A 24,929-nucleotide genomic window follows, 5' to 3' on the forward strand; every position below is an offset into this window, starting at 1 on the left:
CAGCCGACGCGCCAGAGACACCGCGCCAGCGGATTCAACCTCGGCCTGCTCGGCCGTTTTCGTCGCAGCCGTCTTCGCCACGGCCTTCTTAGCCACAGCCTTCTTAGCCACAGCCGCATCAAAATACTCGGAACGACGCAACACATCCGTCGTGGACAGCACCCGCGCACCATCAACGACCCGCCCGACGCTCTCCAAGGCGAGCAGCATGGTCAGGGATTCTTCATCGCCAAACGCCCCGAAGGACAGCCCACCCAACGCCGCCAACAAGATCTCCCGCGCCTGCTCCACCGCCACAATCACGGGGTTCGAACTGGACTCACTCGGGTTTTCCATAAACATGGGCGCCATTGCCTCCTTCACCACAATTCTACCCCGAATCGAACACAAAAACGAGAGAAACTCAGATACATTTCTATGCAAATTTCCGATGCTAAAGCGAATGGGCGGGGCTTCCCGTGAGCCACTGTGCCCCGACCGATGCCCGATTGGGAGGTTAGTACCATCGGAAACGTTGAGGTGGGACGGATGGCTTATCGAAATAACTATCGAAGATCTGTCACTATTTTATGCAGAGCAGGCTCGAGCGATTGAAACGTCGATCCACAAACAGCGTGTGCGGGCATGCCGGGCCCAGGTTGCGAGAGTGAGCCCATGACCTATCCTGGGCCCACTCTCCGGGCCCGGGCCCGGAACAAAGCGCAGGGTTCGAAATGCGGTGAGGGGCATGGAGCAGGGCGGGGGCCTCACGAACGCTGCGGGGCGGCAGGGCGAGGGTCTTGGCGAAGAACGAGAGTCGCTTGAACGCTGTGGCGCGGAGGGAGAGTCGCCTAGACGCTGCGGCGCACGGCGAGAGATCAGGAAAACAGCGCCCCAGCGGGCGCAGACCCCCAGATCGCGGGACTACCGAGCGGCCAACCTCGTCGTTAGCGTTACGCCTTACGTAGACCTCGGCGAACACGACTTACCCTCGCAGCGCCAAGCCTGCCAGCGTCGATCACCGCACCCTCGGTGACCGCTCGTCTCACCCCGAACAACCAGCGCGGCCGTGTCTTTCGCGGCAATCAGTACCCGACGCCATTGCTTGCGAGAAGGACTCCATGGACGACCCGAAAATCCCCCTGTCGCCGACCGACAACGCGGGCAGGCACGAGACCCCGTTGGCGAGCGACGCCGTCGACTGGCGCCCCGTGTCGGCCCGCGATGCGCTAGACGAGAGCCGCCCGGGCGAGGTGCAGGTGCTACCCCAGATCCGTTCCCGCACTCGGTTCCTCGCCGACGACACGCCTGGCTCTGTGCCAGAGCAGCACCCGGTCTTTCCCGCGCCGATCGACGAGGCGCTACCGTCATCCTCTACCGACCTGGCTCAACCGGTGCACCCGCTCGAGCCGGCCGATGAGGCCCTCGGCCCGATCGACGCTGACCTGCTCGCGGCCCTCGAATGTGTCGTCGTGCAGCACGGATCCGACCTGCACGTCACCGTTGGGTCCCCACCGAAGATCCGCCGGGACGGGAAACTGGGCTCGATCGACAATGCGCCGGTCTGGTCGGCGGAGAAGGCGAGCCGGGCAATCCGCAGCATCCTCTCTGGCGAGCAGCAGGAGATCTTCGACCGCGATCACGAGCTGGACTTCGCCTACACGCTGCACGGCGCAGCTACGAGCGGTGCGGCTGCGAGCGGCACGGCCACGAGTGATGCGGACGCAAACGGCGCGAGCCTGAACGCCAGCCGGTTTCGGGTCAATGTGCACCAGCAGCGGGGAACGCCTGGGGCGGCCTTTCGACTCATTCCGAGCGAGATTCAGGATCTCAAATCGCTCGGTATTCCCGAATCCGTGGCCTCGTTCGCACAGCTTCCCCGCGGACTCGTGCTCGTGGCGGGGCCGACCGGCTCGGGAAAATCGACCACCCTCGCCGCACTCGTCGACCTCGTTAACAGCACGCGGGCCGACCATATCGTGACCGTCGAGGATCCGATCGAGTTTCTGCACGCGCACAAGAAGTCGGTAGTGACCCAGCGCGAGGTGGGAGCGGATACGGCCAGTTTCGCATCCGCTTTGAAGCACGTGTTGCGGCAGGATCCCGACGTGATCCTGATCGGAGAGCTGCGAGATCTCGAGACCATTCAGGTGGCGCTGACCGCGGCCGAGACCGGGCATCTCGTCTTCGCGACGCTGCACACGCAGAGCGCTGCCCAGACCGTCGACCGCATCGTGGATGTTTTTCCGCCGCACCAGCAAAACCAGGTGCGCGCGCAACTGGCCCAGACGCTGCAGGGCGTGATCTGTCAGACCCTGGTCAAGTCGGCGACGGGCATCGGGCGCGTGGCGGCCACCGAGATTCTCGTGACCACTCCGGCGATCGCGAATCTTATTCGCGAGGGCAAGACCCACCAGATCGAATCGATGATGCAAACCGGGCGGGAACGTGGCATGTTCACGCTGGATCAACACCTCGCCGAGCTCGTGAATACCGGCCAGGTCACGCGCCAGGCCGCGCTAGAGAAGGCCCAGAACGCCGTAGGACTCGAGAAACTCATTCATCGCAGCGACGCGCCGCGGCAGACCGGCGGCTTCTCGTTCGCCGCCGATTCGGGTTTCGTGGAAGCCGGTTTCCCTACGAGTGGATTCGCTCCGGTGGGATTCGCTCCTGTTGGTTTTGCGGAGAAGCCGTTTGTCGAGCCCAGCTTTAGGCAGACCAGCTTTCGTGAAGCGGCGGCCGGCTTGCCCGGCGCGACCGCTGACCTCGCCCGGTCGGCGAGCTGATGTCCAACGCCCTCGCTTTCTCTTACACCGGGCGAGACACCGCGGGTAAGAACGTCAAGGGGCAACTCGATGCCCTGAGTGAAGCGCAGGTCGCCTCTCGGCTGAACGCCCTGGGTATCGCGCCTATTTCGATCGCCCCGGTCGTGCCGGGAACCGGGCTCGGGCGGTCGCTGACCCTGGCGGCCTTCTCGCGCGGAGTGCGCCTGAAGGACCTCGCCATCATGAGCCGGCAGTTCGCCACCATGATCGGGGCCGGGCTGTCGCTGCTGCGCGCCCTCGGCATCCTCACCGAGCAGACCGCGAGTAAACCTCTCGCCGCGGTGCTCGCCCTGGTACGTGACGACGTCGAAGCCGGGCAGTCGATTTCGGAGTCGCTCGCGAAGCATCCGTTGACCTTTCCTCCGATCATGGTCAACATGGTTCGTGCCGGCGAGACCGGCGGCTTTCTCGACGGCGCGCTGCATTCGATCGCCGAGAACTTCGAGAAGGAGGTCAAGCTGCGCGGAACGATCAAATCAGCCATGACCTACCCGGTGATCGTGCTGGCGATGTCGTTCGCCGCCGTGCTGATCATGCTGATCTTCATCGTGCCCATCTTTCAGGACATGTTTACCGGCCTGGGCGGCGCCCTGCCGCTGCCCACCCAGCTACTCGTCACCCTCTCGGAATCGATGATCTACGTCGTTCCGATCGGCGCGGTGCTCGGCGTCGGTTTCGTGCTCTGGTGGCGGCGCAACAAACACACCGAGGCCGTGCGCCGCCGGCTCGACCCGTTGCGGCTGAAACTGCCGGTGTTCGGGCTGCTGCAGAAGAAGATCGCGGTGGCGCGGTTCAGTCGAAACTTCGCCAACATGCTCGGCGCCGGAGTTCCCATTCTGCAGGCGCTGAAGATCGTAGGGGAGACCAGCGGCAACTGGATGATCGAGAATGCCCTGACCGAGGTCGGCGAGGCGGTGCGGCGCGGAAAGTCTATCTCGGAGCCACTGCTCGAACACCCGGTTTTTCCGGCCATGGTCGTGCAGATGATCGCCGTAGGAGAGGATGCCGGAACGCTTGAGTTGATGCTCGACAAAATCGCTGACTTCTACGACCAGGAGGTGCAGTCGGCGACGGAGCAGCTCACCGCCATGATTGAGCCGCTCCTGATCGCCTTTCTGGGCGTCGTTATCGGTGGCATGGTGATCGCCCTCTACCTGCCCATCTTCAGCATCGCCAGCATGATCAAGTAAGCCAGCACCGCCCTCGACCCCGCCTCGTGGGTCTCGAGACGCCGGCGTAGAGCGTGCCGGCTTCTCGGCCCGCGGTGTGGGGCTTTTGGCGTACCCGCGCGGCCGGCAGCCATCCCGTTGTGGGGGTGGGTAATACCCAAATCACCCTCACTTGTGGGTCGTGCAGAAGAAAATTGCCCCCCTAATCTGAAGCTCCGATCGTACCCTCGGTCGCCAGAAAAGCACGTCAGAAATCCCGTACCAGGAGTCCTTACCCGGCTCACAAATTGCACCGCTCATTTCCAACCCGAATGGACACACCATGATTATTCGCCTGCTCGCTTCCCTGAACCAGCGCCGCGCACGTTTCACCGAGAACCAGAAAGGGTTCACGCTGATCGAGCTGCTCGTCGTTGTGATCATCATCGGCATCCTCGCCGCCATCGCCATTCCGGTGTACCTCGGCGTGCAGAACAACGCCAAGGACGCAAGCGTCAAGAGCGACCTCGCCAACGCCAAGACTGCGATCATCGCGTTGCAGACGGAGTCGGGTGAGATGCCGGTCAGCGCCACAGGGGTGATCAGCGAGGCTACGATGCCGGGCGTGACCAATTATGGCTACACCGAGGGCCTGCAAACGATCTCGATCAACTATGAAGTGCTCACTGTCGTGAACGATGGAGACCCCGCCTTCTGCATTGGTGCTGTGAGCTCGACCGACGCAAAGTTCTTTGTGACGGACATCGACGGCATCACCGATGATGCCGACACCGACACCACTGCGCCAGCTGACTGCTTCGCCGCCGCCACCGCCGCCCCCGCCGCAGGCTAGTAGGTCGCACACCCGACCGGCGTGGCCGGGGCCGCCCTTCGGGCCGCCCCGGCCACCCGGTTCTGCAACACCTCGACCTGACTCTCGCGAAGGAGGCCCTCGTGCACGCTCCAAAACGGCTCAGCCTGGGCCACCTCACCCAAAACGATGAAGGCGTCAGCCTCATCGAAGTGCTCGTGGCCATGTTGATCTTCGCCATCATCGCCGTCGGCGTTGGCTACGGACTCGTCACCTCCCTCTATCTGGGCAACGACGCTCGGTCCCGCGAATCGGCCGTCAACCTGGCCGCGCAGGAGATCGACCTGGCGCGCTCGGCCGGCAACGTATTCGCCGTGCTCGAAAGCACCAGCACGGTCGTACAAAACGGCACGACCTTCACCCTGCACCGCTCCACCGACTGGGAAACCACTACCGGCGCCGACGGCAACTGCGGTTCCGGCGGTGGCCAGCTGCGTTACCGCCGCGTCAACGTCACCGTCACCTGGGACAGCATGCGCGCCACGACTCCGGTCGTGCGCGCCGACAGTGCACTCGCCCCCGGCAGCCGCATCAACGATCCGGCACTCGGCACCATCCTTGTCTCGGTGCTCACCGCCTCCGGCAGCGGCGCCGCCGGTGTCGCCATCTCCGCAGTGCCGGGCGCCATCCCCAACGGTGCTGCCACTCTCACCGCGGCCCCAGCGGCAACGGACGCCGAGGGGTGCAGCTACCTGCTCAAGGTCAAGCCCGGCACCTATGACGTCACGGTCTCCCGCCCCAACTTCGTCGACAAAGATCAGGCGACCAGCGGGGCGCAGACGGTCGGCGTCGCGGCCGGAGGAGCGGCATCCGTCGCCTTCGCCTACGATCTGGCCGGAACCGTCACGGCCCACTACGGCACCAACTATTCGGAGGGCACGACGCTGCTGCCGAACAACCTGAGCACCACCTTTCGCAGCACCTATCAGCCGTATGCAGCCGTCAACCCGAGCAACGCGAACGTGCAGACCTTTCGGCTGCACCCGTTCGGCTATGAAGTCTTCGCCGGCCGTTTCATCGCGGCGACCCCGAGCGCCCCCGGCTGCGTATCGGTTGACCCGGCAGCCTGGACAACCCCCGCCGACGACGGGGCAATCGGCACCGCAGCCGTCACCGTTGGTACGCTTCCCGGCGGCAGTGCCACGGCCGACGTGCCGCTCGGCGTACTGTCCGTGACCGGCCTGGCCGGGCAATTCCTGCGGGCCGAGTCGACGACCGCGCCGGCCGGCAGCGGGGATCCGGGCTGCGCAGTCGCCACGACCTACAACTTCGGGCAGCTCCCCGCCGACGCGACGACCCAACTCGGCCTGCCGTTCGGCTCCTGGACCTTCTTCTCTGGTGCCGCCAGCGGTTCCGAGACGACGCGCGTGCCCGCTGTAAACCTCGCCGTACTCACCCGGGGCGTGGTCGCCGGCGACGTTGTCACCCTTGATCCGCGAGTTGTGGCGCCATGATGCCGCCCCGGAGAAACGATGCCGGTCTGTCGTTGGTCGAGCTGCTCGTGGCCATGCTGCTGCTCGGCGTGTTCATGACCATGATCTCGAGCCTCTATCTGAGCGCTTCGCGCTCGCTCGGTCAGGCCAAGCTGCTCAGTGCCAACACCCGGCAGGTGTCCAACGGCATGAACGAGGTCGCCCGGGTCATCCGCGCGGCCACCGAGAATCCGGTGTCTGGACATCCGCTGCCCGACCCGGCCCTCATCGAAGCGACTCCGGAAGCGGTGACCCTGTATGCCTACGTCAACCTCGGCATGCCGACCCAGCAACCGGTAAGGATTCGTCTGTCCCTCGACGCCGAGCGGCGACTTGTCCAAACCCGCTGGGCCGCGACCGCCCTCAGCGGTGGGTATTACGAGTTCTCCGGCGAGCCGGAATCGTCGCGCATCATCGCCGAAACCGTGGCGCCGGGCGACCCCGGCACCTTCCTGTTCGGCTACCGCGACGCCGCCGGCCTGCCTCTGCTCGGCTCGGGCGGCGACGGCACGCTGCTCACCAGTACCGAGCTGCGCAGCGTCGCATCCGTTTCGGTGAATCTCACGGTGCAGGCCACCCTGACGGATGCCCGCAGCGCGGTCACCCTGCACAATACCGTCGGCATGCCCAACGTTGCCCTCGCGGCGGAAGCGTCATGAGCGTCTACCCGTTCTGGCGCCCCTCCCGGCGCCGAAGCACCTGGACGCCCCGAAAGCGATTCGCGTTGCTGAGCGTCTTCCGTCGCCGCATCAGCCGTGAACCAGATGAACGCGGCGCCGCCCTCGTCGTCGTGATCGGCCTCGGCCTGCTGCTGCTCACCCTCGTCGCCACCGCGATGACGTTCTCGGTCAGCGGCAGCCTCAAAGCCTCGAGCGACCAGAACTGGAACGGCGCCATGGCCGCAGCCTATGCCGGGGTGGCCGACTACGAAAGCCGCCTCGTCAACGACAACACCTACTTTCAATACGGCAACTCGGCCGCCGCCTTCAGCGTCGGAAGCGCTCTGACTTCTCCCTCGGTGCCCAATCCCGCGTTCGACGTGGGCGCGGCGGGCGGCTGGGGCAGCGTCGCCGGCAGCGGCGGCACGGCCAGCTACCGGTACGAGGTCGACAACTCTGCCTATTCCGCCTCGGGCATTCTGCGCATCCGCTCCACCGGCCGGGTGGGCACCTCCACCCGCAGCATCGTTGCCAACCTGCGCCAGGACGGGTTCATTGACTACCTCTATTTCACGATCTATGAGATTCAGGATCCGGAACAGAGCGGTCTGACCGCCTGCGCTAACACCTATGCCTGGGCGGGTCGCTCAATACCGTGTGGCGACATCGCCTTCGGCAGCAGCGACGTCATCAACGGTCCGGCGCACTCCAACGACACCATCCGTATCTGTAACGCCACGTTCAATGGCATGGTCACCACCGGAAGCCCGGGTGCGACCGGGTCGAATTACCTCAAGCAGAACTCGAACGGCGGCGCCTGCTCCGGTCAAGTATTCAACGGCGGCCAGCCAACGACCAGCCCGGTCATCGCGATGCCGGCTACCAACATGCAGCTCAAGCAGGAAACCCGGACGGACGCCGGTATCGACGCTCCGGGTTGCCTCTATACCGGCCCGACCAGCATCGTACTGAACAGCTCGGGCACCATGACCATCCGTTCGCCCTGGACCAAGAAGACCCGCATCGTCGGGGACCCGGCGACGGCGGGCAGCACGCCGGCGGCCTGCGGCCTACCGGGAATGGCCAATGGCCAGCTCGGCTCAACGGCCGGCGCCACCGTCCCGGTGTTGAACGCGAACCTGCTCTTCGTCCAGAGCGTTCCGGGCGTCGTCACTGATCCGAACTATACGAGCAGCACCGTCTGGCCGAGCGGCCAAAGCGCGGCCACCTGCTCCGTCGGCAACGGTATCGGCTTTCCCGTGACGCATGAAACCGCGCCAAGCGCCCGGTCCTATGACTGCCGCAAGGGTGATGCCTTCGTCAAGGGAACCCTGGACGGCACGATGACCATCGCCACCGACAACTTTCTCTACGTCACCGGCGACATCATTTATTCGGATGCATCCACCGACGTGCTCGGGCTGGTCGCGCAGAATGCTATCTGGGTTTGGAACCCGTACTGCGACAGTACGCATGGGGTGATTTGCCCGGGGGTTGGCCCCGGTGAAGGTGGCGCCATCCTGCCTGAAAATCGGCGCATCGACGCGGCCATGCTCTCGCTCGACCACACCATTCAGGTGCAGAACTACGACCGCGGCGGCAATCAGGGCGTGCTGACCATCAACGGGTCGCTCGCCCAGAAATATCGCGGCTCCGTGCGATTGACCAACAGCGGCGGCGCCAACGGGTACAGCAAGAACTACAATTACGATCCGCGCTTTCGCTACATTGCGCCGCCCAAATTCCTCTCGCCGGTGTCGGCCCGCTACAGCGTGAACCTGCTGGTTGAAGTGAGTTCGGCGTTCACCGCGCGGGGAGCGACGGTTCCGTAATGATCGGCCGCGCCCAGCATCCACTCGTCAGTTCACCCATCCCTATTTATAAGGAGCACTTCTCGTGGCTCAGAGCATCGTCGGAATAGACATCGGCACTGCGCACCTGCGTGCCGTCGAGGTGCGCAATCCCGGCAAGCCACGGCCGATGCTGCAGCGCTATCATGAGGTATCGCTGCCGCCCGGAGCCGTCATCGCCGGCGAAGTGATCGAGCCGCACACTGTGGCCGCCGCGCTCAAAGCGCTGTGGTCGGGCGGCGGGTTCCGTTCTCGCCAGGTGGTGCTCGGCATGGGTAATCAACGCGTGCTGGCCCGCGACTTGAGCGTGCCCAAGATGTCGCTCGCGCGCATTCGACAGGCGCTCCCGTTCGAGGTGCAGGACCTGCTGCCGGTGCCCGTCGCCGACGCGCTGCTCGACTTCTATCCCATTTCGGAATCGACGACCGAGCACGGCCCGACAGTGAACGGGCTGCTCATCGCGGCCGTCAAGGCTGCCGTCGTCGCCAACGTCTCCGCTGTGCGCTTGGCCGGGCTCAGAACCATCGACGTCGATCTGATCCCGTTTGCGGTCAGCCGCCTGCTGGTCACCCGCTCCGGCATCGACGGCGTCGTGGCCGTCATCGATCTCGGGGCGACGACCACGAGCATCGTGATCGCCCAGAACGGTGTGCCCCAGTTCGTGCGCATCATCCCCACCGGAGCCAACGATCTCACCCAGGCCCTCATCGACGGTTTGCAGACGGATGCTGCCACTGCCGAGCAGCTGAAACGTCGCGTCGGTCTGCTGGCCGCGATCGAGTCGTCCGACATCGCCGTGCCAAATTTCCCCGATGTCGCCGGGTCCCGCGGCCTGCGCACCGGTTTCGGCCCGGTCGATGAGGCCGCCGCCCGCATCATCGCGGATACCATGCACGAACAGCTGGGCAGCATCGTCAACACGCTCAGCTATTTCGCCAATACCCGACCAAGCGACCCAGTGTCGGCCATCGTGCTCAGCGGTGGGGGAGCCGAGCTTCCCGGCCTGCCGGAGGCGGTCTCGAAATTGACCCGCCTCGGCGTGACCCAGGGGGATCCGCTCGCAATGGTGGGTCTCGCATCCGGTATCGATGCTGAAGCACTTCGGCTGAGCGGCTCCGCCTACACCGTAGCCCTCGGCCTCGCGCTCGGGCGTGCAGCATGAGGCGCGCGCACAACGACGACGTGCTCGTCATCGGCGGCGACCGACGGGTCGACCTGCTGCCGCCGGAGGTGCGGGACGAGCGGCGCGGTCAGCGGCAACGGCGCAGCCTCACCCTTGGCGTCACGGGCATCGCCGTGCTCGTCGCCCTCGGAGTCGGCGCGTCTACGGCGCTCGCTCTGACCGCGCAGACCAAACTTGCCACCGAGCAGGCCCGCACCGCAACCCTGCTGACCGAGCAGAGCAAGTACTTCGTCGTACGGTCGTTGCAGAACCAGATCGCGCTGAGCCGGGCGGCGCAGCAGCTGGGCGCCTCGACCGAAATTGATTGGAAGGGCTACCTCGACGCCGTGCAGGGCACACTGCCGAGCAGTGTCGCGATCGGCACGGTGCAGGTGGATTCGGCGACCCCGCTCGCGGCATACACCCAGGCGACCGCGCCGCTGCAGGGACTGCGGGTGGCGACCGTGTCGTTCACCGCAAGAAGCGCCGTTCTGCCCGATATTCCGGCCTGGCTGAACGCGCTCAGCACGCTCGACGGTTTTGCCGACGCGCTGCCCGGCTCGGTCTCGCTCGACCAAAACACGGGCAGCTATACCGTCACCATCACGATGCACGTCAATGACGTGGCGTTCGCGCACCGCTTCGATCCAACAGCAAAGGACTAGCCATGGATAAGAACAAGCTCTGGCTCATCGGTTCGGTGCTGGTGACGAGCGTCATCGTCGTGCTCGGCGTGCTGCTCGGCGTGCAGCCGCAGCTCGACAGCATGAACGCCGCCGACGCGAGCCGGGCCGCGGTGCAAAGCACGAACGCCGGGCATGCCGCCCTGCTCACCCGCCTCAAGCACGACTTCGAAGACCTGGACGCGTTGACCGCGACGGCCGAGGCGCTCGCCGAATCCGTGCCGAGTGGCTCGGCCATGCCGGCCTTCGTTGACCAGCTCGACGCCCAGGCCCAGGCCGTTGGCCTCACCCTCACCGGAATAACCGTGACCGACGCGCAGGCGTATGTTCCTTTACTTCCCGAGGTGCCGGCTGCTGCTGTGCTGCCTTCATCGGCTGCAGCAGCTGCACAAGCGGCGGCGCCCGCCGCAGAGGCTCCTGCGCCAGCGCCCGTCGCGCTGATCACGGGAAGCAACTTCGCCGCCTTCCCGCTCCAGATCACCGTGACAGGAACGTACACCCAGGTGCTTGAATTCGTGGCCAGTCTGCAATCCGGGGGCCGGTTGTTCCTCGTGCACGGGATCGATACGGCGCAGGCCTCCGGCGAAGAGTCGCTGGTGGACGCGACTATCTCTGGATTGGTGTATTCGCTGGTAGCGCCGCCGGCGGCATCCGTTGGATAATGGCCTGGCACGCCGAGTCTCCGTGGCATTCGCCGTGCCCTTGGTACAATAAAAGGCCAGTCACGGCGAAGGCCACGAGGAGTTCAGCATGAGCGACAACACGCCACTTGACGGTAAGAAGAATCCTGAAACGGATGCGACGGCTTCGCTCGACGAGAACGCGCCCGTTGCCGACGACCAGTCGGTCAGCAGCGCACCCGCGCAGGCCGTGCCGGACTCTTCAGCTCAGGCAGCTTCGCCTGAGCCTGAGCCCCTCGTCATCGACTATGACGCCGTCAACGCCAACCTGAGCGCGGCCGAACGTGCCGATGCCGCGACCGCTTCGGCGGACGCGCGCAACCTGTCGCCGATGTCGACGGCCGAGCCGGTCGCATCGGCCGACGTTGCCGCACCGAGCCTCGCCGACGACTACGCCGATTCCTATACCCCGGCTGCCACCATGCCGGCCCGGAGCACGGCCATCGATTCAGAGCCCGTCGTCGTCGCGTCGGCTCCCCTCGTTGTCGGAACGACCGGTGCCGCAGCCGCCGCGGCACCGGTCGATGATGTGCCGGTCGACGCGCCGGCGCCCGCTGCCGCCTATACCGCGCCCGCAGCCCAGTCGCCGATCTACGTGCAGGCGCCGACCAAGCCGCGCCTGCGCAGTAACCGGGGTGGCGGCATCCTGATCGCCTTGCTCGCGACGGTGGTTTTCGCCCTGCTCTACGCCGCAGCCGCCTTCATCATTATCGGCGTGACGAGCACCAGCGTCGCCGCGACCGTGACCGGGTTCACCACCTTCGCCGCTCTGCCGGTCTTCTACATCCCCATTCTGTTCTTCTTCCTCGCCTATGGCGGCCTGATCGCGCTGGTCAATCGGGGCGGTTGGTGGGCGTACGTACTGTTCGGATTCATCGTCGCCGTCATCGTGTACTTCTCCTACATCGGCGGGGCGCTGCTCGGCCTCGTCTTTGATGGAACGGCCAACAAGGTTGGAGCGGCCGACCTCAGCCGCTTCGTGGCTTCGCTCTGGCTGAATCCGGGCGCGATTGCCGCCGGGCTCATCGCCCGCGAGATTCCGATCTGGGCCGGTGCGTGGATCGCCCGCCGCGGACGCCGCGTCACGGCCCGCAATCTCGAGGCCCGCACCGAGTACGAACGCCTGCTCGCCGACGGCCCTCACCTCACCCGCCCGTAACGTTCCGTTTCTGGCCCCGGCCGCCCCTGGGTGGTCGGGGCTTCGTCCTGTACGGGTGGCAACTCGTTGTCCGTCCAGGCCCGGGGCGTGGGCCCAGTTAATATACTGAGCCTGGGTTCATAGGGTGGGCCCGACCGTTACGCCAGCCGCGGCATCAACTTCGCTGCACCGTTTGCGGTCTCGCATGGCTCCAGCGGGCCTACGCTGGAGCCATGCGGGAATATCGAAAGTACGCGATAATCATGGCGGCCTTTTCGGTCGCCCTCTACGTGGCCCTCATCGTGGCGTCATTCGGGGTGCTCAGCCTGTTGCTCAATCGCGACGTCATCAATGAAACGGATGCCGGTGCCCTCCTCGGCCCCCTCATGGTCACGACCGCGGCCCTCGCCCTGGTCTGGGTTATTCTCTCCGCAGTGCTGCGCTCGCCCGCACGCCTGACCCAGGTGCCGCCGCTGCCGATCTTTCTCGCCGGAGTCGCCGCCTACCTGGCCTATTGCCTCTTCGGGGGAGTCTTCTACAGCCTCGGCGCCGGCGAACTCTTTCGTTCTGTGGTCTTCATCGGCGGCGAGATGACGAGCCCCTTTGCGATCTCCGTTGCGGTCTGCGGCTGGCTTATCGCGTTCCTCTACTTCGTTGTGCTGCTGGCCAAGCCCGACGGATCCGGCACCCCCGAGTGGCCGTGGGAGAAGGGCGACGACAATATGCCTCGATGATGGGGCCGTTCGTGGCATGTCGCGGGCAACGCCGGTCGAGTACCCTTGTGCAGTATGGAAGGGTCCATTGAGTCGCGCGTCAGCCATGAGGTTGAAAACTGGCTGCGTTGGATCACCCGGTGGCGGCCCGCAACGCACCACGGCCGTGCCCGACTCTGCCGATTGTGCTTCGGCTCGCCGATCATCGCATCGGCCGGACTTGCCGTCGACGTGCCCCACGTCGTGCAGCACGCCCTCTCGATGCGCATGAAGATCGTCATCGATGCCTCGGTCGATGAATACACCGAGCGCAACCTCCCGCTGCTCGCGCACGAACTGAACCTGAGCGAGCGCCGCCAATCCGCTCAGGCGTATCGCCCGGCCGAAGGCCTCGAGCCGGAGTTTCGCGGCCTCGACCTTGACCCGCAACCCGCAGCGGATGCCCCCTACCTTTTCACCTTCAGCGAGCTCGCCGACCTGGAACCCCCCGTTTCACCGCCCGCCGCCCTCAAGCATGCCGCCTCCGACCCTGCGAGCGACCCCGATCCCGACGAACCCTCCGCCGCGCAGAACCCCTTCCCGCCGCTGACCCCCGAAGAGAAGGCTGCACTGAGGGTAGAAATTGGCCTCGCCGACGAGTTCGCCACCCAGGTCGGCCGCCGGATCTGTGCCCAACTCCGGCAGCAGCAGCCGCGGTTGCTCGCCGCGATCGCCGAGCACGTCGAGCCTCAGGTGCAGGCCCTGCTCGCTGACCTCGAGAGTACCCTCGACTCTCCGCTCTGGCCGCGCAATCCCTAGCCGAGCCGCAGCGCGAGGTTCTCACACCGACCGGCTCCGGGCCCGGAAAGCAAAAGTGCAGGACGACGGCCGTCCGCGACCCCACCGCGACCCCACCGCGACCCATTTGACCGTCGAGGCTCCGCCGGGCTAGACTCGTCGGGTGTGCGCTTTGTCGTGCGCCTGAATTATGCCCTCCTGAGAGCACAGGCCGAGATTCCACACATGCAGGGTTTGCTCAACGAGTAGCCCCCACGGCATACCCACCAAAACACGCGCGAGCAATCGTGTGGGTTCAAGCGGGTCCAGATGAACTCGACCTCATTCGAACGAGCGGGTCGAATGCTAACCATCACAAAGCTGTCACCGTGCAGCAATATCAAGGAGTAATTAGTGCCCACCATTCAGCAGTTGGTCAGAAAGGGCCGCAGCCCCAAGGTCACCAAGACCAAGGCTCCCGCCCTGAAGTCCAACCCGCAGCAGCGCGGCGTTTGCACCCGCGTCTACACCACCACCCCGAAGAAGCCGAACTCGGCTCTTCGCAAGGTCGCCCGCGTCAAGCTTTCCAACGGCACCGAGGTCACCGCCTACATTCCCGGCGAGGGCCACAACCTGCAGGAGCACTCCATGGTGCTCGTGCGCGGAGGCCGTGTTAAGGACCTCCCCGGTGTGCGTTATAAAATCATTCGCGGCGCACTGGACACCCAGGCCGTCAAGAACCGCAAGCAGGCACGTAGCCGCTACGGCGCAAAGATGGAGAAGAAGTAATGCCCCGTAAAGGACCCGCTCCCAAGCGTCCTGTCATTGCCGACCCGGTTTACGGTGCACCCATCGTTAGCCAGCTCGTCAACAAGATCCTTCTCGATGGCAAAAAGGGCCTCGCCGAGCGCATCGTTTACGATGCCCTCGCCGGAGTCTCCGCCAAGAACGAGCTGGATGCCGTTGTGACGCTGAAGAAGGCACTCGACAACGTTCGTCCGACCCTCGAGGTGCGTTCGCGCCGCGTCGGTGGTTCCACGTACCAGGTTCCGGTTGAGGTCAAGCCGCACCGCGCCAACACCCTGGCGCTGCGCTGGTTGACCAGCTACGCCAAGGCGCGTCGCGAGAAGACCATGACCGAGCGTCTCACCAACGAGATCCTCGACGCGAGCAACGGCCTCGGTGCCGCTGTCAAGCGTCGTGAAGACACTCACAAGATGGCTGAAGCGAACAAGGCCTTCGCTCACTACCGCTGGTAGGCACGAACCATCGAGCATTCCTGAACAGCGGGCAGGCGCCTGTAAACAACGCGCCTGCCCAGCTGGGAAGCGGATGCTTACGGCCCTGTTCCGCATGACCCACCCCTACCCTTCCGGAGGACCCCCGTGGCACTTGACGTGCTCACCGACCTGAGTAAGGTCCGCAATATCGGCATCATGGCTCACATTGATGCTGGCAAGACCACCACGACTGAGCGCATCCTGTTCTACACGGGTGTCAACCACAAGATCGGCGAGACCCACGACGGCGCCTCGACGATGGACTGGATGGCGCAGGAGCAGGAACGTGGCATCACGATCACCTCTGCTGCGACGACCTGTTTCTGGGACAACAACCAGATCAACATCATCGACACCCCCGGACACGTGGACTTCACCGTAGAGGTGGAGCGTTCGCTCCGCGTCCTCGACGGTGCTGTTGCCGTGTTCGACGGCAAGGAGGGCGTTGAGCCCCAGTCCGAAACCGTGTGGCGTCAGGCCGACAAGTACGACGTGCCGCGCATCTGCTTCGTCAACAAGATGGACAAGCTCGGCGCCGACTTCTACTTCACGGTCGACACCATCATCAAGCGCCTCGGCGCGAAGCCGCTGGTCATCCAGCTGCCGATCGGTGCAGAGTCTGAGTTCGAGGGTGTCGTTGACCTCGTTCAGATGCGTGCACTGACCTGGCGTGGCGACTCCAAGGGTGACGTGGAGATGGGCTCGAAGTACGCCATCGAAGAGATCCCTGCAGACCTCGTGGAGAAGGCCGCCGAGTACCGCAAGCTTCTGCTCGAGACCGTCGCCGAAACCGACGACGACCTCATGGAGCGTTACTTCGCCGGCGAAGAGCTGACGGTTGCCGAGATCAAGGGCGCCATTCGAAAGCTCACCATCAACAGCGAGATCTACCCGGTTCTGTGCGGTTCTGCGTTCAAGAACCGCGGCGTTCAGCCGATGCTCGACGCTGTCATCGATTACCTCCCGACGCCGCTCGACGTGCCTGCCATTGAGGCACACGACCCGCGCGACGAAGAAAAGGTCATCATGCGTCACCCCGACGCCGAGGAGCCGTTCACGGCTCTCGCGTTCAAGGTTGCGGTGCACCCGTTCTTCGGTCGCCTCACCTACGTTCGCGTCTACTCGGGCCGTCTCGACTCCGGAGCCCAGGTCATCAACTCGACCAAGGGTAAGAAGGAGCGCATCGGCAAGATCTTCCAGATGCACGCCAACAAGGAGAACCCGGTGGCCTTCGTGACCGCCGGTCACATCTACGCGGTCATCGGCCTCAAGGACACCACCACGGGCGACACCCTGTGCGACCCGAACAACCAGGTCGTACTCGAGTCCATGACGTTCCCTGACCCGGTTATCGAGGTCGCGATCGAGCCGAAGACGAAGCAGGACCAGGAAAAGCTGGGCCTTGCCATTCAGAAGCTTGCGGAAGAAGACCCCACGTTCCGTACCGAGCAAAACCAGGAAACTGGCCAGACGGTTATCAAGGGAATGGGTGAACTTCACCTGGACATCCTGGTCGACCGCATGAAGCGTGAATTCAACGTTGAGGCGAACGTCGGTAAGCCCCAGGTGGCGTACCGCGAGACGATCCGCAAGGCCGTTGAGCGTCACGACTACACGCACAAGAAGCAGACCGGTGGATCCGGCCAGTTCGCGAAGATCCAGATCGCGATCGAGCCGATGGAAATCACTGCTGAGAAGTCGTACGAGTTTCTCAACAAGGTCACCGGTGGCCGTATCCCGCGTGAGTACATCCCCTCGGTGGATGCTGGAATTCAGGATGCGCTCCGCGTAGGTATCCTGGCCGGCTACCCGATGGTGGGCGTTCGCGCCAGCCTGCTTGACGGCGCTGCGCACGACGTCGACTCCTCGGAGATGGCCTTCAAGATTGCCGGCTCGATGGGCTTCAAGGAAGCCGTTCGCAAGGCGAACCCCGTTCTGCTCGAGCCGCTGATGGCGGTCGAAGTTCGTACCCCTGAGGAATACATGGGTGACGTAATCGGCGACCTCAACTCGCGTCGTGGGCAGATCCAGACCATGGAGGATGCGCAGGGCGTGAAGGTAATTCGCGCTCACGTTCCACTGTCGGAGATGTTCGGATACATCGGCGACCTGCGGTCGAAGACCTCAGGCCGTGCGGTGTACTCGATGACGTTCGAGAGCTATGCGGAGGTCCCGAAGGCTGTTGCCGACGAGATCATCAACAAGAACAAGGGCGAATAACCCCTAAGGTGGCCTACGGGCCCGAAATCGCTTAGGCCACCTGGCCCGAGTAACATAAGTAGACACATCCAGCGCATACCGGCCGCTCGTAATGGCGGCCGTGAATTTGCACGCGAGTCCTGAGGAGGACCCACAGTGGCCAAGGCCAAGTTCGAGCGGACAAAGCCGCACGTAAACATCGGAACGATCGGTCACGTTGACCACGGAAAGACCACGCTGACTGCAGCGATCTCCAAGGTTCTTGCCGATAAGTTCCCGTCCAAGATCAACGTTCAGCGCGACTTCGCGTCGATTGACTCGGCTCCGGAAGAACGCCAGCGCGGTATCACGATCAACATTTCGCATGTTGAGTATGAGACCGACAAGCGTCACTATGCGCACGTCGATGCTCCGGGCCACGCTGACTACATCAAGAACATGATCACCGGTGCTGCTCAGATGGACGGCGCGATCCTCGTGGTTGCCGCTACTGACGGCCCGATGGCTCAGACCCGTGAGCACGTTCTGCTCGCCAAGCAGGTCGGCGTTCCGACCCTGCTCGTCGCGCTGAACAAGGCCGACATGGTTGACGACGAAGAAATCATGGAGCTCGTTGAGCTTGAAGTTCGTGAACTTCTCTCCAGCCAGGGTTTCGATGGCGACAACGCCCCCGTTATCCAGGTCTCCGCACTCAAGGCGCTTGAAGGCGACGAGAAGTGGACCGGCAATATCCTTGAGCTCATGCAGGCTGTTGACGACTTCATTCCCGACCCGATCCGCGACAAAGACAAGCCGTTCTTGATGCCGATCGAGGACGTCTTCACGATCACCGGCCGTGGCACCGTTGTTACGGGCCGCGCCGAGCGTGGAACCCTCAAGATCAACTCCGAGATCGAGATCGTCGGCATCCGCCCGACGCAGAAGACCACGGTTACCGGTATTGAGATGTTCCACAAGCAGCTCGACGAGGCTTGGGCCGGCGAGAACTGTGGACTTCTTCTTCGTGGCACCAAGCGCGAAGACGTTGAGCGCGGCCAGGTCGTCGTCAAGCCGGGTTCGGTTACGCCGCACACCGACTTCGAGGGCACCGCGTACATCCTCAGCAAGAACGAGGGTGGCCGTCACAACCCGTTCTACGCGAACTACCGCCCGCAGTTCTACTTCCGCACCACGGACGTCACCGGCGTCATCACGTTGCCCGAGGGCACCGAGATGGTCATGCCTGGCGACACCACCGACCTGACCGTCGCGCTGATCCAGCCGATCGCCATGGAAGAGGGCCTCGGCTTCGCGATTCGTGAAGGTGGCCGCACCGTCGGCGCCGGCACGGTGACCAAGATCATCAAGTAGTTTCAACCTACTGATCTCCTGAAAGGGGTCGGGCCTCCGGGCCTGGCCCCTTTTTTGCATCCCCTTTGGTCTGCATACTTTGCCAGCGGATGCCATCGTTCGGCCCGCCGAGAGTTTGCCAGCCCGGCCTGTTTCCAGCGGATTACATTGGCCGGGTCGACCTGCAGAATTCTCAGTTTCCGGTTATGGTCTGCCCATGCAGATATCTAAGCTCGAAGTGCGCATCCTGATGGCGATCGCGATTGTCGTCGTCGGCATCCTTGCCGTGGTAATCGTGCCCCGTTTGGTCGGGTTCGCCCCCGCTGCCCAATCGGCCGTCGGTCCGCAAGCGGCTACGCCGACACCAGCCCCGTCGGCAACTCCGACGGTTGCGCCGGCCCCCGCTCCCGCGCCGACCGCGAAAACGGAACGGCAGATTCTCGACGACATCGTGGCGAGCACGGTCAGCGTCTACAGCGTGCTGGTTTGCGACAGTCTTGACGAATACGCCGCCTTATCGATTGCCGAAATCATCACGAAGGTGCTGGCCGCATACCCGACATCGGGCCTCTCCGACCAGTCGCGTCAGATCATGGCCCGGCGGGTGCTGACCGAATCTGCTGCCAAGAGCTGCGCCGACCAGAGCCCACGCGTAGCTGCCGGAATCCAGGACTAGCCCAGTACAGCGCAAAAAAATAGATGCCAGCGGCCGGCCGGCCGTGGGCATCCGTCTAAAAATGGCCCGACAGGGAAGGGCCGATAAGAAAGCCGCGACACGCCCGGGTTGCATGAAGTGGCAACTGTGTGGCAGACTCTTCTAGTTCAACACTTTCGGCGTGCGCTACGCGTCGCCGGAATCACTGCCAGGCAGTGCATAGTCGCGTCACACTCTTCGAAGAACACTCGTCGAACGAGAGCTGATTGCAGGCTAGGCCGCAGGGAGCAGAGCGCAGCATAAATCAACGATCTGGTCGGCGCGGGTAAAACCGTGTCGTCCCCCAGGTTCTGCTCTGGGAGTCGGCGTTGATGATGAGCGTCGATTATTCGTACGTGACTCAAATTGACATATGAACAGTGGTGCTTTCAGCAGCAGTGCTACTACGGCGTCCAATGCAACCTCGGCAAACAGTGCCGTTGTCTGTAAGACGCCTCGACAGAGAGAGAGTTCGACATGGCGGGACAGAAGATCCGCATTCGACTTAAGTCATATGACCACGAGGTCATCGACATTTCGGCGCGCAAGATCGTCGACACAGTGACCCGTGCGGGCGCTACAGTCGTCGGCCCGGTGCCGCTTCCGACCGAGAAGAACGTGGTGTGTGTCATCCGTTCTCCTCACAAGTACAAGGACAGCCGGGAGCACTTTGAAATGCGCACCCACAAGCGTCTGATCGACATCATTGACCCGACCCCGAAGGCCGTTGACTCGCTCATGCGCCTCGACCTTCCGGCCGACGTCAACATTGAGATCAAGCTCTAGGGCCCGCGATGTCTTACGCAGATACCAAGACCACCAAAGGTCTCCTCGGCAAGAAGCTCGGCATGACCCAGGTGTGGGACGAGAACAACAAGCTTGTTCCCGTTACCGTCATCGAAATCGCGCCGAATGTTGTCACGCAGATTCGCACCAAGGCCGTCGACGGCTATAACGGCGTTCAGATCGCCGCTGGTCCCATCGACCCGCGCAAGGTCAACAGGCCCCTTGCCGGTCACTTCGACAAGGCCGGCGTCACGCCACGTCGCCACATCACCGAGCTCCGCACCGCGGATGCCGCTGACTACAACCTCGGCCAGGAGCTCACCGTTGACGGTGTATTCGCTGCCGGCACCAAGGTTGACGTCATGGGCACCAGCAAGGGTAAGGGCTTCGCCGGTGTTATGAAGCGTCACAACTTCAAGGGTGTTTCCTCCTCACACGGTTCGCACCGTAACCACCGCAAGCCCGGTTCCATCGGTGCTTCCTCGACCCCGAGCCGTGTCTTCAAGGGCATGCGCATGGCCGGTCGTATGGGTGGCGAGCGCGTAACCGTGCTGAACCTCAAGGTGCACGCTATTGACGCCGACAAGGGCCTCATGCTCGTCAAGGGTGCCGTTCCCGGTGCTCGTGGCCGCCTCGTATTCGTTCGCAACGCAGTGAAGGGAGCGTAGTCCTTATGGCTACAGCACTCGACATCATTGACGCCAAGGGCAAGAAGGCAGGCTCTGCCGAGCTTCCCGACGAGCTCTTTGACGTTCCCGCCAACATTCCGCTCATCCACCAGGTCGTTGTTGCGCAGCTCGCTGCCGCACGCCAGGGAACGAGTAAGGTCAAGCGCCGTGGAGAAGTCTCCGGTGCCGGCCGCAAGCCGTTCAAGCAGAAAGGAACCGGTCGCGCTCGTCAGGGCTCGATCCGCGCTCCTCAGATGACCGGTGGTGGAATCGTCCACGGACCGACCCCGCGCAGCTATGACCAGCGCACCCCGAAAAAGATGATTGCCGCAGCCCTCAAGGGTGCACTGAGCGATCGCGCCCGCGGTGGCCGCCTGCACATCGTCGAGGCACTGTTCACAGCTGAGACTCCCAACACGAAGATTGCCCTGGAGCTGCTAACGCAGATCGCCACGAGCAAGCACGTATTGGTTGTCCTCGAGCGTACCGACGAGATCACGTTGCGCAGCATTCGCAATATCCCGACGGTGCACATCCTCTCGTGGGACCAGCTCAACGCCTACGACGTGCTCGTCAGCGACGACATTGTCTTCACCACCGCTGCTTTCAACGCGTTTGTGGAGAGCAAGACCAAGAAGGAAGAGGTGGCCGCATAATGACTATCGCGACCAACAAGGACCCCCGCGACATCATCATCTCTCCGGTTGTCTCTGAAAAGAGCTACGGCCTGATTGACGAGGGTAAGTACACCTTCATCGTTGACCCCCGCTCGAACAAGACGGAGATCAAGCTCGCGATCGAAAAGATCTTCAAGGTGCAGGTCGCTTCGATCAACACCCTGAACCGCGTGGGCAAGACTCGCCGTACCAAGTTCGGCATGGGCAAGCGCAAGGACACCAAGCGTGCCATTGTCACGCTCAAGTCTGGCTCCATCGACATCTTCACGGCCGTCGGCTAAGCGACAGGCAGAGGGATAACTAATGGCTATTCGTAAGTACAAGCCCACGACCCCGGGTCGACGCGGTTCATCCGTTGCCGACTTCGCGGAAATCACGCGTTCCACCCCAGAGAAGTCGCTGCTGCGTCCGCTCTCCAAGACTGGTGGACGTAACAACCAGGGCCGCATCACGACCCGTCACATCGGTGGTGGCCACAAGCGCCAGTACCGCGTGATCGACTTCAAGCGCAACGACAAGGACGGCGTCAACGCCCGCGTCGCTGAAATTGAATACGACCCGAACCGCACGGCGCGCATCGCGCTCCTGCACTTCATTGACGGCACGAAGCGTTACATCATCGCGCCGAACAAGCTCAGCCAGGGCGACATCATCGAGTCGGGAGCCGGGGCTGACATCAAGCCCGGCAACAACCTGCCGTTGAAGAACATCCCTACCGGTACCATCATTCACGCGATCGAACTGCGTCCGGGTGGTGGCGCCAAGATGGCCCGCTCAGCCGGTTCATCCGTTCGTCTGGTAGCGAAGGAGGGCGTCTACGCCCAGCTTCGTCTGCCGTCTGGTGAAATCCGCAACGTGGATGCTCGCTGCCGCGCGACGATCGGCGAGGTCGGCAACGCCGAGCAGTCGAACATCAACTGGGGCAAGGCCGGACGTATGCGCTGGAAAGGCGTTCGCCCGACTGTTCGTGGTGTTGCCATGAACCCGGTCGATCACCCGCACGGTGGTGGTGAGGGTAAGACGTCCGGTGGACGTCACCCCGTCAGCCCCTGGGGCCAGAAGGAAGGGCGCACCCGCCACCCGAATAAGGAAAGCGACAAGCTCATTGTTCGTCGCCGCACCGTCGGCAAGAAGCGTAAGTAGGAGTAGACGATGCCAAGAAGTCTTAAGAAAGGCCCTTTCGTTGACGACCACCTGCTTCGCAAGGTGTTCGCGGCGAACGAAGCCAAGAGCAAGAACGTAATCAAGACCTGGTCGCGCCGCTCGATGATCATCCCCGACATGCTCGGACACACCATCGCAGTGCACGACGGACGCAAGCACATCCCGGTGTTCGTCACCGAGAGCATGGTCGGTCATAAGCTCGGCGAGTTTGCGCCCACCCGCACCTTCCGTGGACACGTGAAGGACGACAAGAAGGGCCGTCGCCGCTAACGCGGGGACGTGAAGGAGGAGAAGAAATGGTGGAGTCGATCGCACGCGTGCGTCACATCCGCGTTACCCCCCAGAAGGCTCGTCGCGTCGTTGACATGATCCGCGGCAAGCAGGCGCAGGAAGCGCTGGGAATTCTGAAGTTTGCGCCCCAGGGTGCATCCGATCCGGTGTACAAGCTGGTGGCCTCGGCCATCGCCAACGCCCGGGTCAAGGCAGATGCAGCCAACACGTATCTGGACGAGCAGGACCTGTTCATCAGCCGGGCATTCGTTGACGAGGGTACGACCCTCAAGCGTTTCCAGGCTCGTGCCCAGGGTCGCGCATTCGAAATCAAGAAGCGCACCAGCCACATCACGGTTGTGCTCACCACTCCTGAGGAGGGTACGAAGTAATGGGCCAGAAAGTAAACCCCTATGGCTTCCGTCTGGGAATCACCACCGATCACGTATCGCGTTGGTTCTCTGACTCGACCAAGCCGGGTCAGCGCTACGCTGACTTTGTCGCAGAAGACGTCAAAATCCGTCGCCTGCTGAGCACCAGCCTCGACCGCGCCGGCGTCAGCCGCATCGAGATCGAGCGCACTCGTGACCGTGTTCGCGTTGACATTCACACCGCCCGTCCGGGCATTGTGATTGGTCGCCGCGGCGCGGAGGCCGAGCGCATCCGCTCTGACCTGGAAAAACTCACTGCCAAGCAGATTCAACTGAACATCCTCGAGGTCAAGAACCCCGAGCAGGATGCCCAGCTGGTCGCGCAGGGTATTGCCGAGCAGCTCTCCGCACGTGTGGCTTTTCGCCGTGCGATGCGTAAGGGCCTGCAGGGTGCGCAGCGCGCCGGCGCCAAGGGTGTTCGCATCCAGGTGTCCGGTCGTCTGGGTGGCGCCGAGATGAGCCGCAGCGAGTTCTACCGTGAAGGCCGGGTGCCACTGCACACGCTTCGCGCGAACATCGACTACGGCTTCTATGAAGCCAAGACCACCTTCGGCCGCATCGGCGTGAAGGTCTGGATCTACAAGGGTGACATCACCAACAAGGAACTCGCTCGCGAGCAGGCCAACGCTAAGTCGTCCCGCCCCGAGCGTCGTGACGATCGACCGCGCCGTGCACCTCGTGCAGATGCTCCGGCAGCGGCACCGGTCGCAGCAGGAGTTGAGGCTAAATAATGTTGATTCCACGTAGAGTCAAGCACCGCAAGCAGCACCACCCGGGTCGTACCGGCCACGCTACCGGTGGCACTACGGTCTCATTCGGTGACTATGGCATCCAGGCGCTGACCCCCGCGTACGTGACCAACCGTCAGATCGAGTCCGCTCGTATCGCCATGACGCGTCACATCAAGCGTGGCGGGAAGGTGTGGATCAACATCTACCCCGACCGCCCGCTGACCAAGAAGCCGGCCGAAACTCGCATGGGTTCCGGTAAGGGTTCCGTCGAGTGGTGGGTTGCCAACGTCAAGCCGGGTCGCGTTCTCTTCGAGCTCAGCGGTGTCACCGACGCCGTTGCGAAGGAAGCACTTACCCGTGCAATTCACAAGCTGCCCCTCAAGGCACGCATCATCAAGCGCGAGGAGGGCGACGCATAATGGCGATCGGAACCAAGGAGCTCGCCCCAGTCGAGCTCGACACCTTTGACAACGAGAAGCTGTTCGAAGAGCTGAAGAAGGCCAAGGAAGAGCTGTTCAACCTGCGCTTCCAGTCGGCCACCGGTCAGCTCGAGAGCCACGGCCGCCTCCGCGCGGTTAAGCGCGATATCGCTCGCATCTACACGGTTCTCCGTGAGCGCGAGCTGGGTATTCGTGCCACGCCGGTTGCAGTCCCGGCTCCGGCCAAGGCTGAGAAGGCAGAGAAAAAAACCAAGAAGGCCAAGGCCGCAGTTGAGTCCACGGACGACGCTGCAGCCGAGACCGTCGAGACGAAGGAGGCCTAGT

At 63.4% G+C, this 24,929-nt stretch carries 28 protein-coding genes; 27 read left to right on the forward strand and 1 reads right to left on the reverse strand.

All coding sequences use genetic code 11. From position 1 onward, the window contains the following. A partial coding sequence (locus tag CXY71_RS10160) for a hypothetical protein (RefSeq protein WP_146072796.1) occupies nucleotides 1-351 on the reverse strand: 351 nt, incomplete at its 3' end. Between the two features lie 749 nt (nucleotides 352-1,100). Between CXY71_RS10160 and CXY71_RS10165 the strand changes: the two genes are divergently transcribed. The 27 genes from CXY71_RS10165 (at nucleotide 1,101) to rpmC (ending at nucleotide 24,928) form a co-directional block, all read left to right on the forward strand. Next, nucleotides 1,101-2,765 carry a type IV pilus twitching motility protein PilT gene (locus tag CXY71_RS10165; RefSeq protein WP_104135523.1) on the forward strand — a complete coding sequence of 555 codons (1,665 nt, stop codon included), beginning with the start codon at nucleotides 1,101-1,103 and terminating at the stop codon, nucleotides 2,763-2,765. Next, entirely contained in the window at nucleotides 2,765-3,994 is a 1,230-nt protein-coding gene (locus tag CXY71_RS10170; RefSeq protein ID WP_158253052.1) for a type II secretion system F family protein, read from the forward strand. The genes CXY71_RS10165 and CXY71_RS10170 overlap by 1 nt, the downstream gene beginning before the upstream one ends. Before the next feature lie 301 nt (nucleotides 3,995-4,295). Further along, nucleotides 4,296-4,805, forward strand: coding sequence for a type II secretion system protein (locus tag CXY71_RS22455; protein WP_199184276.1), 510 nt, complete (start codon nucleotides 4,296-4,298; stop codon nucleotides 4,803-4,805). Between the two features lie 101 nt (nucleotides 4,806-4,906). Continuing rightward, complete coding sequence (locus tag CXY71_RS10180; protein ID WP_158253053.1) at nucleotides 4,907-6,277, forward strand: prepilin-type N-terminal cleavage/methylation domain-containing protein; 1,371 nt, start codon at nucleotides 4,907-4,909, stop codon at nucleotides 6,275-6,277. Beyond that, nucleotides 6,274-6,954, forward strand: coding sequence for a type II secretion system protein J (locus tag CXY71_RS10185; protein WP_104135525.1), 681 nt, complete (start codon nucleotides 6,274-6,276; stop codon nucleotides 6,952-6,954). The genes CXY71_RS10180 and CXY71_RS10185 overlap by 4 nt, the downstream gene beginning before the upstream one ends. Then, nucleotides 6,951-8,786, forward strand: a complete 1,836-nt coding sequence (locus CXY71_RS10190) for a hypothetical protein (RefSeq protein WP_233204588.1) — start codon at nucleotides 6,951-6,953, stop codon at nucleotides 8,784-8,786. Before CXY71_RS10185 ends, CXY71_RS10190 begins: the two co-directional genes overlap by 4 nt. A gap of 64 nt (nucleotides 8,787-8,850) precedes the next feature. Next, on the forward strand, nucleotides 8,851-9,966 hold the full coding sequence (gene pilM, locus CXY71_RS10195) for a type IV pilus assembly protein PilM (protein ID WP_104135526.1): 1,116 nt from the start codon (nucleotides 8,851-8,853) through the stop codon (nucleotides 9,964-9,966). Further along, nucleotides 9,963-10,631, forward strand: a complete 669-nt coding sequence (locus CXY71_RS10200; protein ID WP_104135527.1) for a hypothetical protein — start codon at nucleotides 9,963-9,965, stop codon at nucleotides 10,629-10,631. The genes pilM and CXY71_RS10200 overlap by 4 nt, the downstream gene beginning before the upstream one ends. A gap of 2 nt (nucleotides 10,632-10,633) precedes the next feature. Continuing rightward, complete coding sequence (locus CXY71_RS10205) at nucleotides 10,634-11,311, forward strand: hypothetical protein (RefSeq protein WP_104135528.1); 678 nt, start codon at nucleotides 10,634-10,636, stop codon at nucleotides 11,309-11,311. Between the two features lie 88 nt (nucleotides 11,312-11,399). Then, a complete protein-coding gene (locus tag CXY71_RS10210; protein ID WP_104135529.1) occupies nucleotides 11,400-12,488 on the forward strand; it encodes a hypothetical protein in 1,089 nt (362 codons plus the stop codon). Nucleotides 12,489-12,700: 212 nt separating this feature from the next. Next, nucleotides 12,701-13,201 (forward strand): DUF6121 family protein, encoded by a 501-nt coding sequence (locus CXY71_RS10215; protein ID WP_146072798.1) that lies wholly within the window; start codon nucleotides 12,701-12,703, stop codon nucleotides 13,199-13,201. A gap of 54 nt (nucleotides 13,202-13,255) precedes the next feature. Beyond that, the gene (locus CXY71_RS10220) at nucleotides 13,256-13,978 is read left to right on the forward strand and encodes a spermidine/putrescine ABC transporter substrate-binding protein (RefSeq protein WP_104135531.1); all 723 of its coding nucleotides are present in this window, start codon (nucleotides 13,256-13,258) and stop codon (nucleotides 13,976-13,978) included. Nucleotides 13,979-14,350: 372 nt separating this feature from the next. Next, nucleotides 14,351-14,725: a 30S ribosomal protein S12 gene (rpsL, locus tag CXY71_RS10225; RefSeq protein WP_035834602.1), complete on the forward strand. Its 375-nt coding sequence runs from the start codon at nucleotides 14,351-14,353 to the stop codon at nucleotides 14,723-14,725. Further along, nucleotides 14,725-15,195: a 30S ribosomal protein S7 gene (rpsG, locus tag CXY71_RS10230; RefSeq protein WP_092107221.1), complete on the forward strand. Its 471-nt coding sequence runs from the start codon at nucleotides 14,725-14,727 to the stop codon at nucleotides 15,193-15,195. Before rpsL ends, rpsG begins: the two co-directional genes overlap by 1 nt. Nucleotides 15,196-15,321: 126 nt before the next feature. Then, a complete protein-coding gene (gene fusA, locus CXY71_RS10235; RefSeq protein WP_104135532.1) occupies nucleotides 15,322-17,436 on the forward strand; it encodes an elongation factor G in 2,115 nt (704 codons plus the stop codon). A 135-nt stretch (nucleotides 17,437-17,571) separates the two neighbouring features. Then, a complete protein-coding gene (gene tuf, locus CXY71_RS10240) occupies nucleotides 17,572-18,765 on the forward strand; it encodes an elongation factor Tu (RefSeq protein WP_104135533.1) in 1,194 nt (397 codons plus the stop codon). 196 nt (nucleotides 18,766-18,961) lie between these two features. Next, nucleotides 18,962-19,420, forward strand: coding sequence for a hypothetical protein (locus CXY71_RS10245; RefSeq protein WP_104135534.1), 459 nt, complete (start codon nucleotides 18,962-18,964; stop codon nucleotides 19,418-19,420). A gap of 495 nt (nucleotides 19,421-19,915) precedes the next feature. Continuing rightward, on the forward strand, nucleotides 19,916-20,224 hold the full coding sequence (rpsJ, locus tag CXY71_RS10250; protein WP_035834607.1) for a 30S ribosomal protein S10: 309 nt from the start codon (nucleotides 19,916-19,918) through the stop codon (nucleotides 20,222-20,224). 8 nt (nucleotides 20,225-20,232) lie between these two features. Then, a complete protein-coding gene (gene rplC / locus CXY71_RS10255; RefSeq protein WP_104135535.1) occupies nucleotides 20,233-20,892 on the forward strand; it encodes a 50S ribosomal protein L3 in 660 nt (219 codons plus the stop codon). Nucleotides 20,893-20,897: 5 nt separating this feature from the next. Then, on the forward strand, nucleotides 20,898-21,548 hold the full coding sequence (gene rplD / locus CXY71_RS10260) for a 50S ribosomal protein L4 (RefSeq protein WP_104135536.1): 651 nt from the start codon (nucleotides 20,898-20,900) through the stop codon (nucleotides 21,546-21,548). Next, complete coding sequence (gene rplW / locus CXY71_RS10265; RefSeq protein WP_092107233.1) at nucleotides 21,548-21,850, forward strand: 50S ribosomal protein L23; 303 nt, start codon at nucleotides 21,548-21,550, stop codon at nucleotides 21,848-21,850. The genes rplD and rplW overlap by 1 nt, the downstream gene beginning before the upstream one ends. Nucleotides 21,851-21,872: 22 nt before the next feature. Further along, nucleotides 21,873-22,712 carry a 50S ribosomal protein L2 gene (rplB, locus tag CXY71_RS10270; protein WP_092339441.1) on the forward strand — a complete coding sequence of 280 codons (840 nt, stop codon included), beginning with the start codon at nucleotides 21,873-21,875 and terminating at the stop codon, nucleotides 22,710-22,712. Nucleotides 22,713-22,721: 9 nt separating this feature from the next. Further along, nucleotides 22,722-23,003 carry a 30S ribosomal protein S19 gene (gene rpsS, locus CXY71_RS10275; RefSeq protein ID WP_092107237.1) on the forward strand — a complete coding sequence of 94 codons (282 nt, stop codon included), beginning with the start codon at nucleotides 22,722-22,724 and terminating at the stop codon, nucleotides 23,001-23,003. A 26-nt stretch (nucleotides 23,004-23,029) separates the two neighbouring features. Continuing rightward, nucleotides 23,030-23,395, forward strand: coding sequence for a 50S ribosomal protein L22 (gene rplV, locus CXY71_RS10280; protein WP_104135537.1), 366 nt, complete (start codon nucleotides 23,030-23,032; stop codon nucleotides 23,393-23,395). Further along, nucleotides 23,395-24,165 carry a 30S ribosomal protein S3 gene (gene rpsC, locus CXY71_RS10285; RefSeq protein WP_092107240.1) on the forward strand — a complete coding sequence of 257 codons (771 nt, stop codon included), beginning with the start codon at nucleotides 23,395-23,397 and terminating at the stop codon, nucleotides 24,163-24,165. Before rplV ends, rpsC begins: the two co-directional genes overlap by 1 nt. Continuing rightward, on the forward strand, nucleotides 24,165-24,584 hold the full coding sequence (gene rplP, locus CXY71_RS10290) for a 50S ribosomal protein L16 (RefSeq protein WP_092451151.1): 420 nt from the start codon (nucleotides 24,165-24,167) through the stop codon (nucleotides 24,582-24,584). Before rpsC ends, rplP begins: the two co-directional genes overlap by 1 nt. Further along, nucleotides 24,584-24,928 (forward strand): 50S ribosomal protein L29, encoded by a 345-nt coding sequence (rpmC, locus tag CXY71_RS22460; RefSeq protein ID WP_104135538.1) that lies wholly within the window; start codon nucleotides 24,584-24,586, stop codon nucleotides 24,926-24,928. Before rplP ends, rpmC begins: the two co-directional genes overlap by 1 nt. The last annotated feature ends 1 nt before the right edge of the window (nucleotide 24,929 follow it).

This window comes from Cryobacterium sp. Y62 (assembly GCF_002929785.1).
GTDB lineage: Bacteria > Actinomycetota > Actinomycetes > Actinomycetales > Microbacteriaceae > Cryobacterium.

What these genes read in the sequence shown, in the direction of transcription:
- CXY71_RS10165 (WP_104135523.1), top strand. Translation starts at nt 1,101, where the DNA reads ATGGACGACCCGAAAATCCCCCTGTCGCCGACCGACAACGCGGGCAGG.
- CXY71_RS10170 (WP_158253052.1), top strand. Translation starts at nt 2,765, where the DNA reads ATGTCCAACGCCCTCGCTTTCTCTTACACCGGGCGAGACACCGCGGGT.
- CXY71_RS22455 (WP_199184276.1), top strand. Translation starts at nt 4,296, where the DNA reads ATGATTATTCGCCTGCTCGCTTCCCTGAACCAGCGCCGCGCACGTTTC.
- CXY71_RS10185 (WP_104135525.1), top strand. Translation starts at nt 6,274, where the DNA reads ATGATGCCGCCCCGGAGAAACGATGCCGGTCTGTCGTTGGTCGAGCTG.
- CXY71_RS10190 (WP_233204588.1), top strand. Translation starts at nt 6,951, where the DNA reads ATGAGCGTCTACCCGTTCTGGCGCCCCTCCCGGCGCCGAAGCACCTGG.
- CXY71_RS10200 (WP_104135527.1), top strand. Translation starts at nt 9,963, where the DNA reads ATGAGGCGCGCGCACAACGACGACGTGCTCGTCATCGGCGGCGACCGA.
- CXY71_RS10205 (WP_104135528.1), top strand. Translation starts at nt 10,634, where the DNA reads ATGGATAAGAACAAGCTCTGGCTCATCGGTTCGGTGCTGGTGACGAGC.
- CXY71_RS10210 (WP_104135529.1), top strand. Translation starts at nt 11,400, where the DNA reads ATGAGCGACAACACGCCACTTGACGGTAAGAAGAATCCTGAAACGGAT.
- CXY71_RS10215 (WP_146072798.1), top strand. Translation starts at nt 12,701, where the DNA reads ATGCGGGAATATCGAAAGTACGCGATAATCATGGCGGCCTTTTCGGTC.
- CXY71_RS10220 (WP_104135531.1), top strand. Translation starts at nt 13,256, where the DNA reads ATGGAAGGGTCCATTGAGTCGCGCGTCAGCCATGAGGTTGAAAACTGG.
- rpsG (WP_092107221.1), top strand. Translation starts at nt 14,725, where the DNA reads ATGCCCCGTAAAGGACCCGCTCCCAAGCGTCCTGTCATTGCCGACCCG.
- CXY71_RS10245 (WP_104135534.1), top strand. Translation starts at nt 18,962, where the DNA reads ATGCAGATATCTAAGCTCGAAGTGCGCATCCTGATGGCGATCGCGATT.
- rpsJ (WP_035834607.1), top strand. Translation starts at nt 19,916, where the DNA reads ATGGCGGGACAGAAGATCCGCATTCGACTTAAGTCATATGACCACGAG.
- rplC (WP_104135535.1), top strand. Translation starts at nt 20,233, where the DNA reads ATGTCTTACGCAGATACCAAGACCACCAAAGGTCTCCTCGGCAAGAAG.
- rplD (WP_104135536.1), top strand. Translation starts at nt 20,898, where the DNA reads ATGGCTACAGCACTCGACATCATTGACGCCAAGGGCAAGAAGGCAGGC.
- rplW (WP_092107233.1), top strand. Translation starts at nt 21,548, where the DNA reads ATGACTATCGCGACCAACAAGGACCCCCGCGACATCATCATCTCTCCG.
- rplB (WP_092339441.1), top strand. Translation starts at nt 21,873, where the DNA reads ATGGCTATTCGTAAGTACAAGCCCACGACCCCGGGTCGACGCGGTTCA.
- rpsS (WP_092107237.1), top strand. Translation starts at nt 22,722, where the DNA reads ATGCCAAGAAGTCTTAAGAAAGGCCCTTTCGTTGACGACCACCTGCTT.
- rplV (WP_104135537.1), top strand. Translation starts at nt 23,030, where the DNA reads ATGGTGGAGTCGATCGCACGCGTGCGTCACATCCGCGTTACCCCCCAG.
- rpsC (WP_092107240.1), top strand. Translation starts at nt 23,395, where the DNA reads ATGGGCCAGAAAGTAAACCCCTATGGCTTCCGTCTGGGAATCACCACC.
- rplP (WP_092451151.1), top strand. Translation starts at nt 24,165, where the DNA reads ATGTTGATTCCACGTAGAGTCAAGCACCGCAAGCAGCACCACCCGGGT.
- rpmC (WP_104135538.1), top strand. Translation starts at nt 24,584, where the DNA reads ATGGCGATCGGAACCAAGGAGCTCGCCCCAGTCGAGCTCGACACCTTT.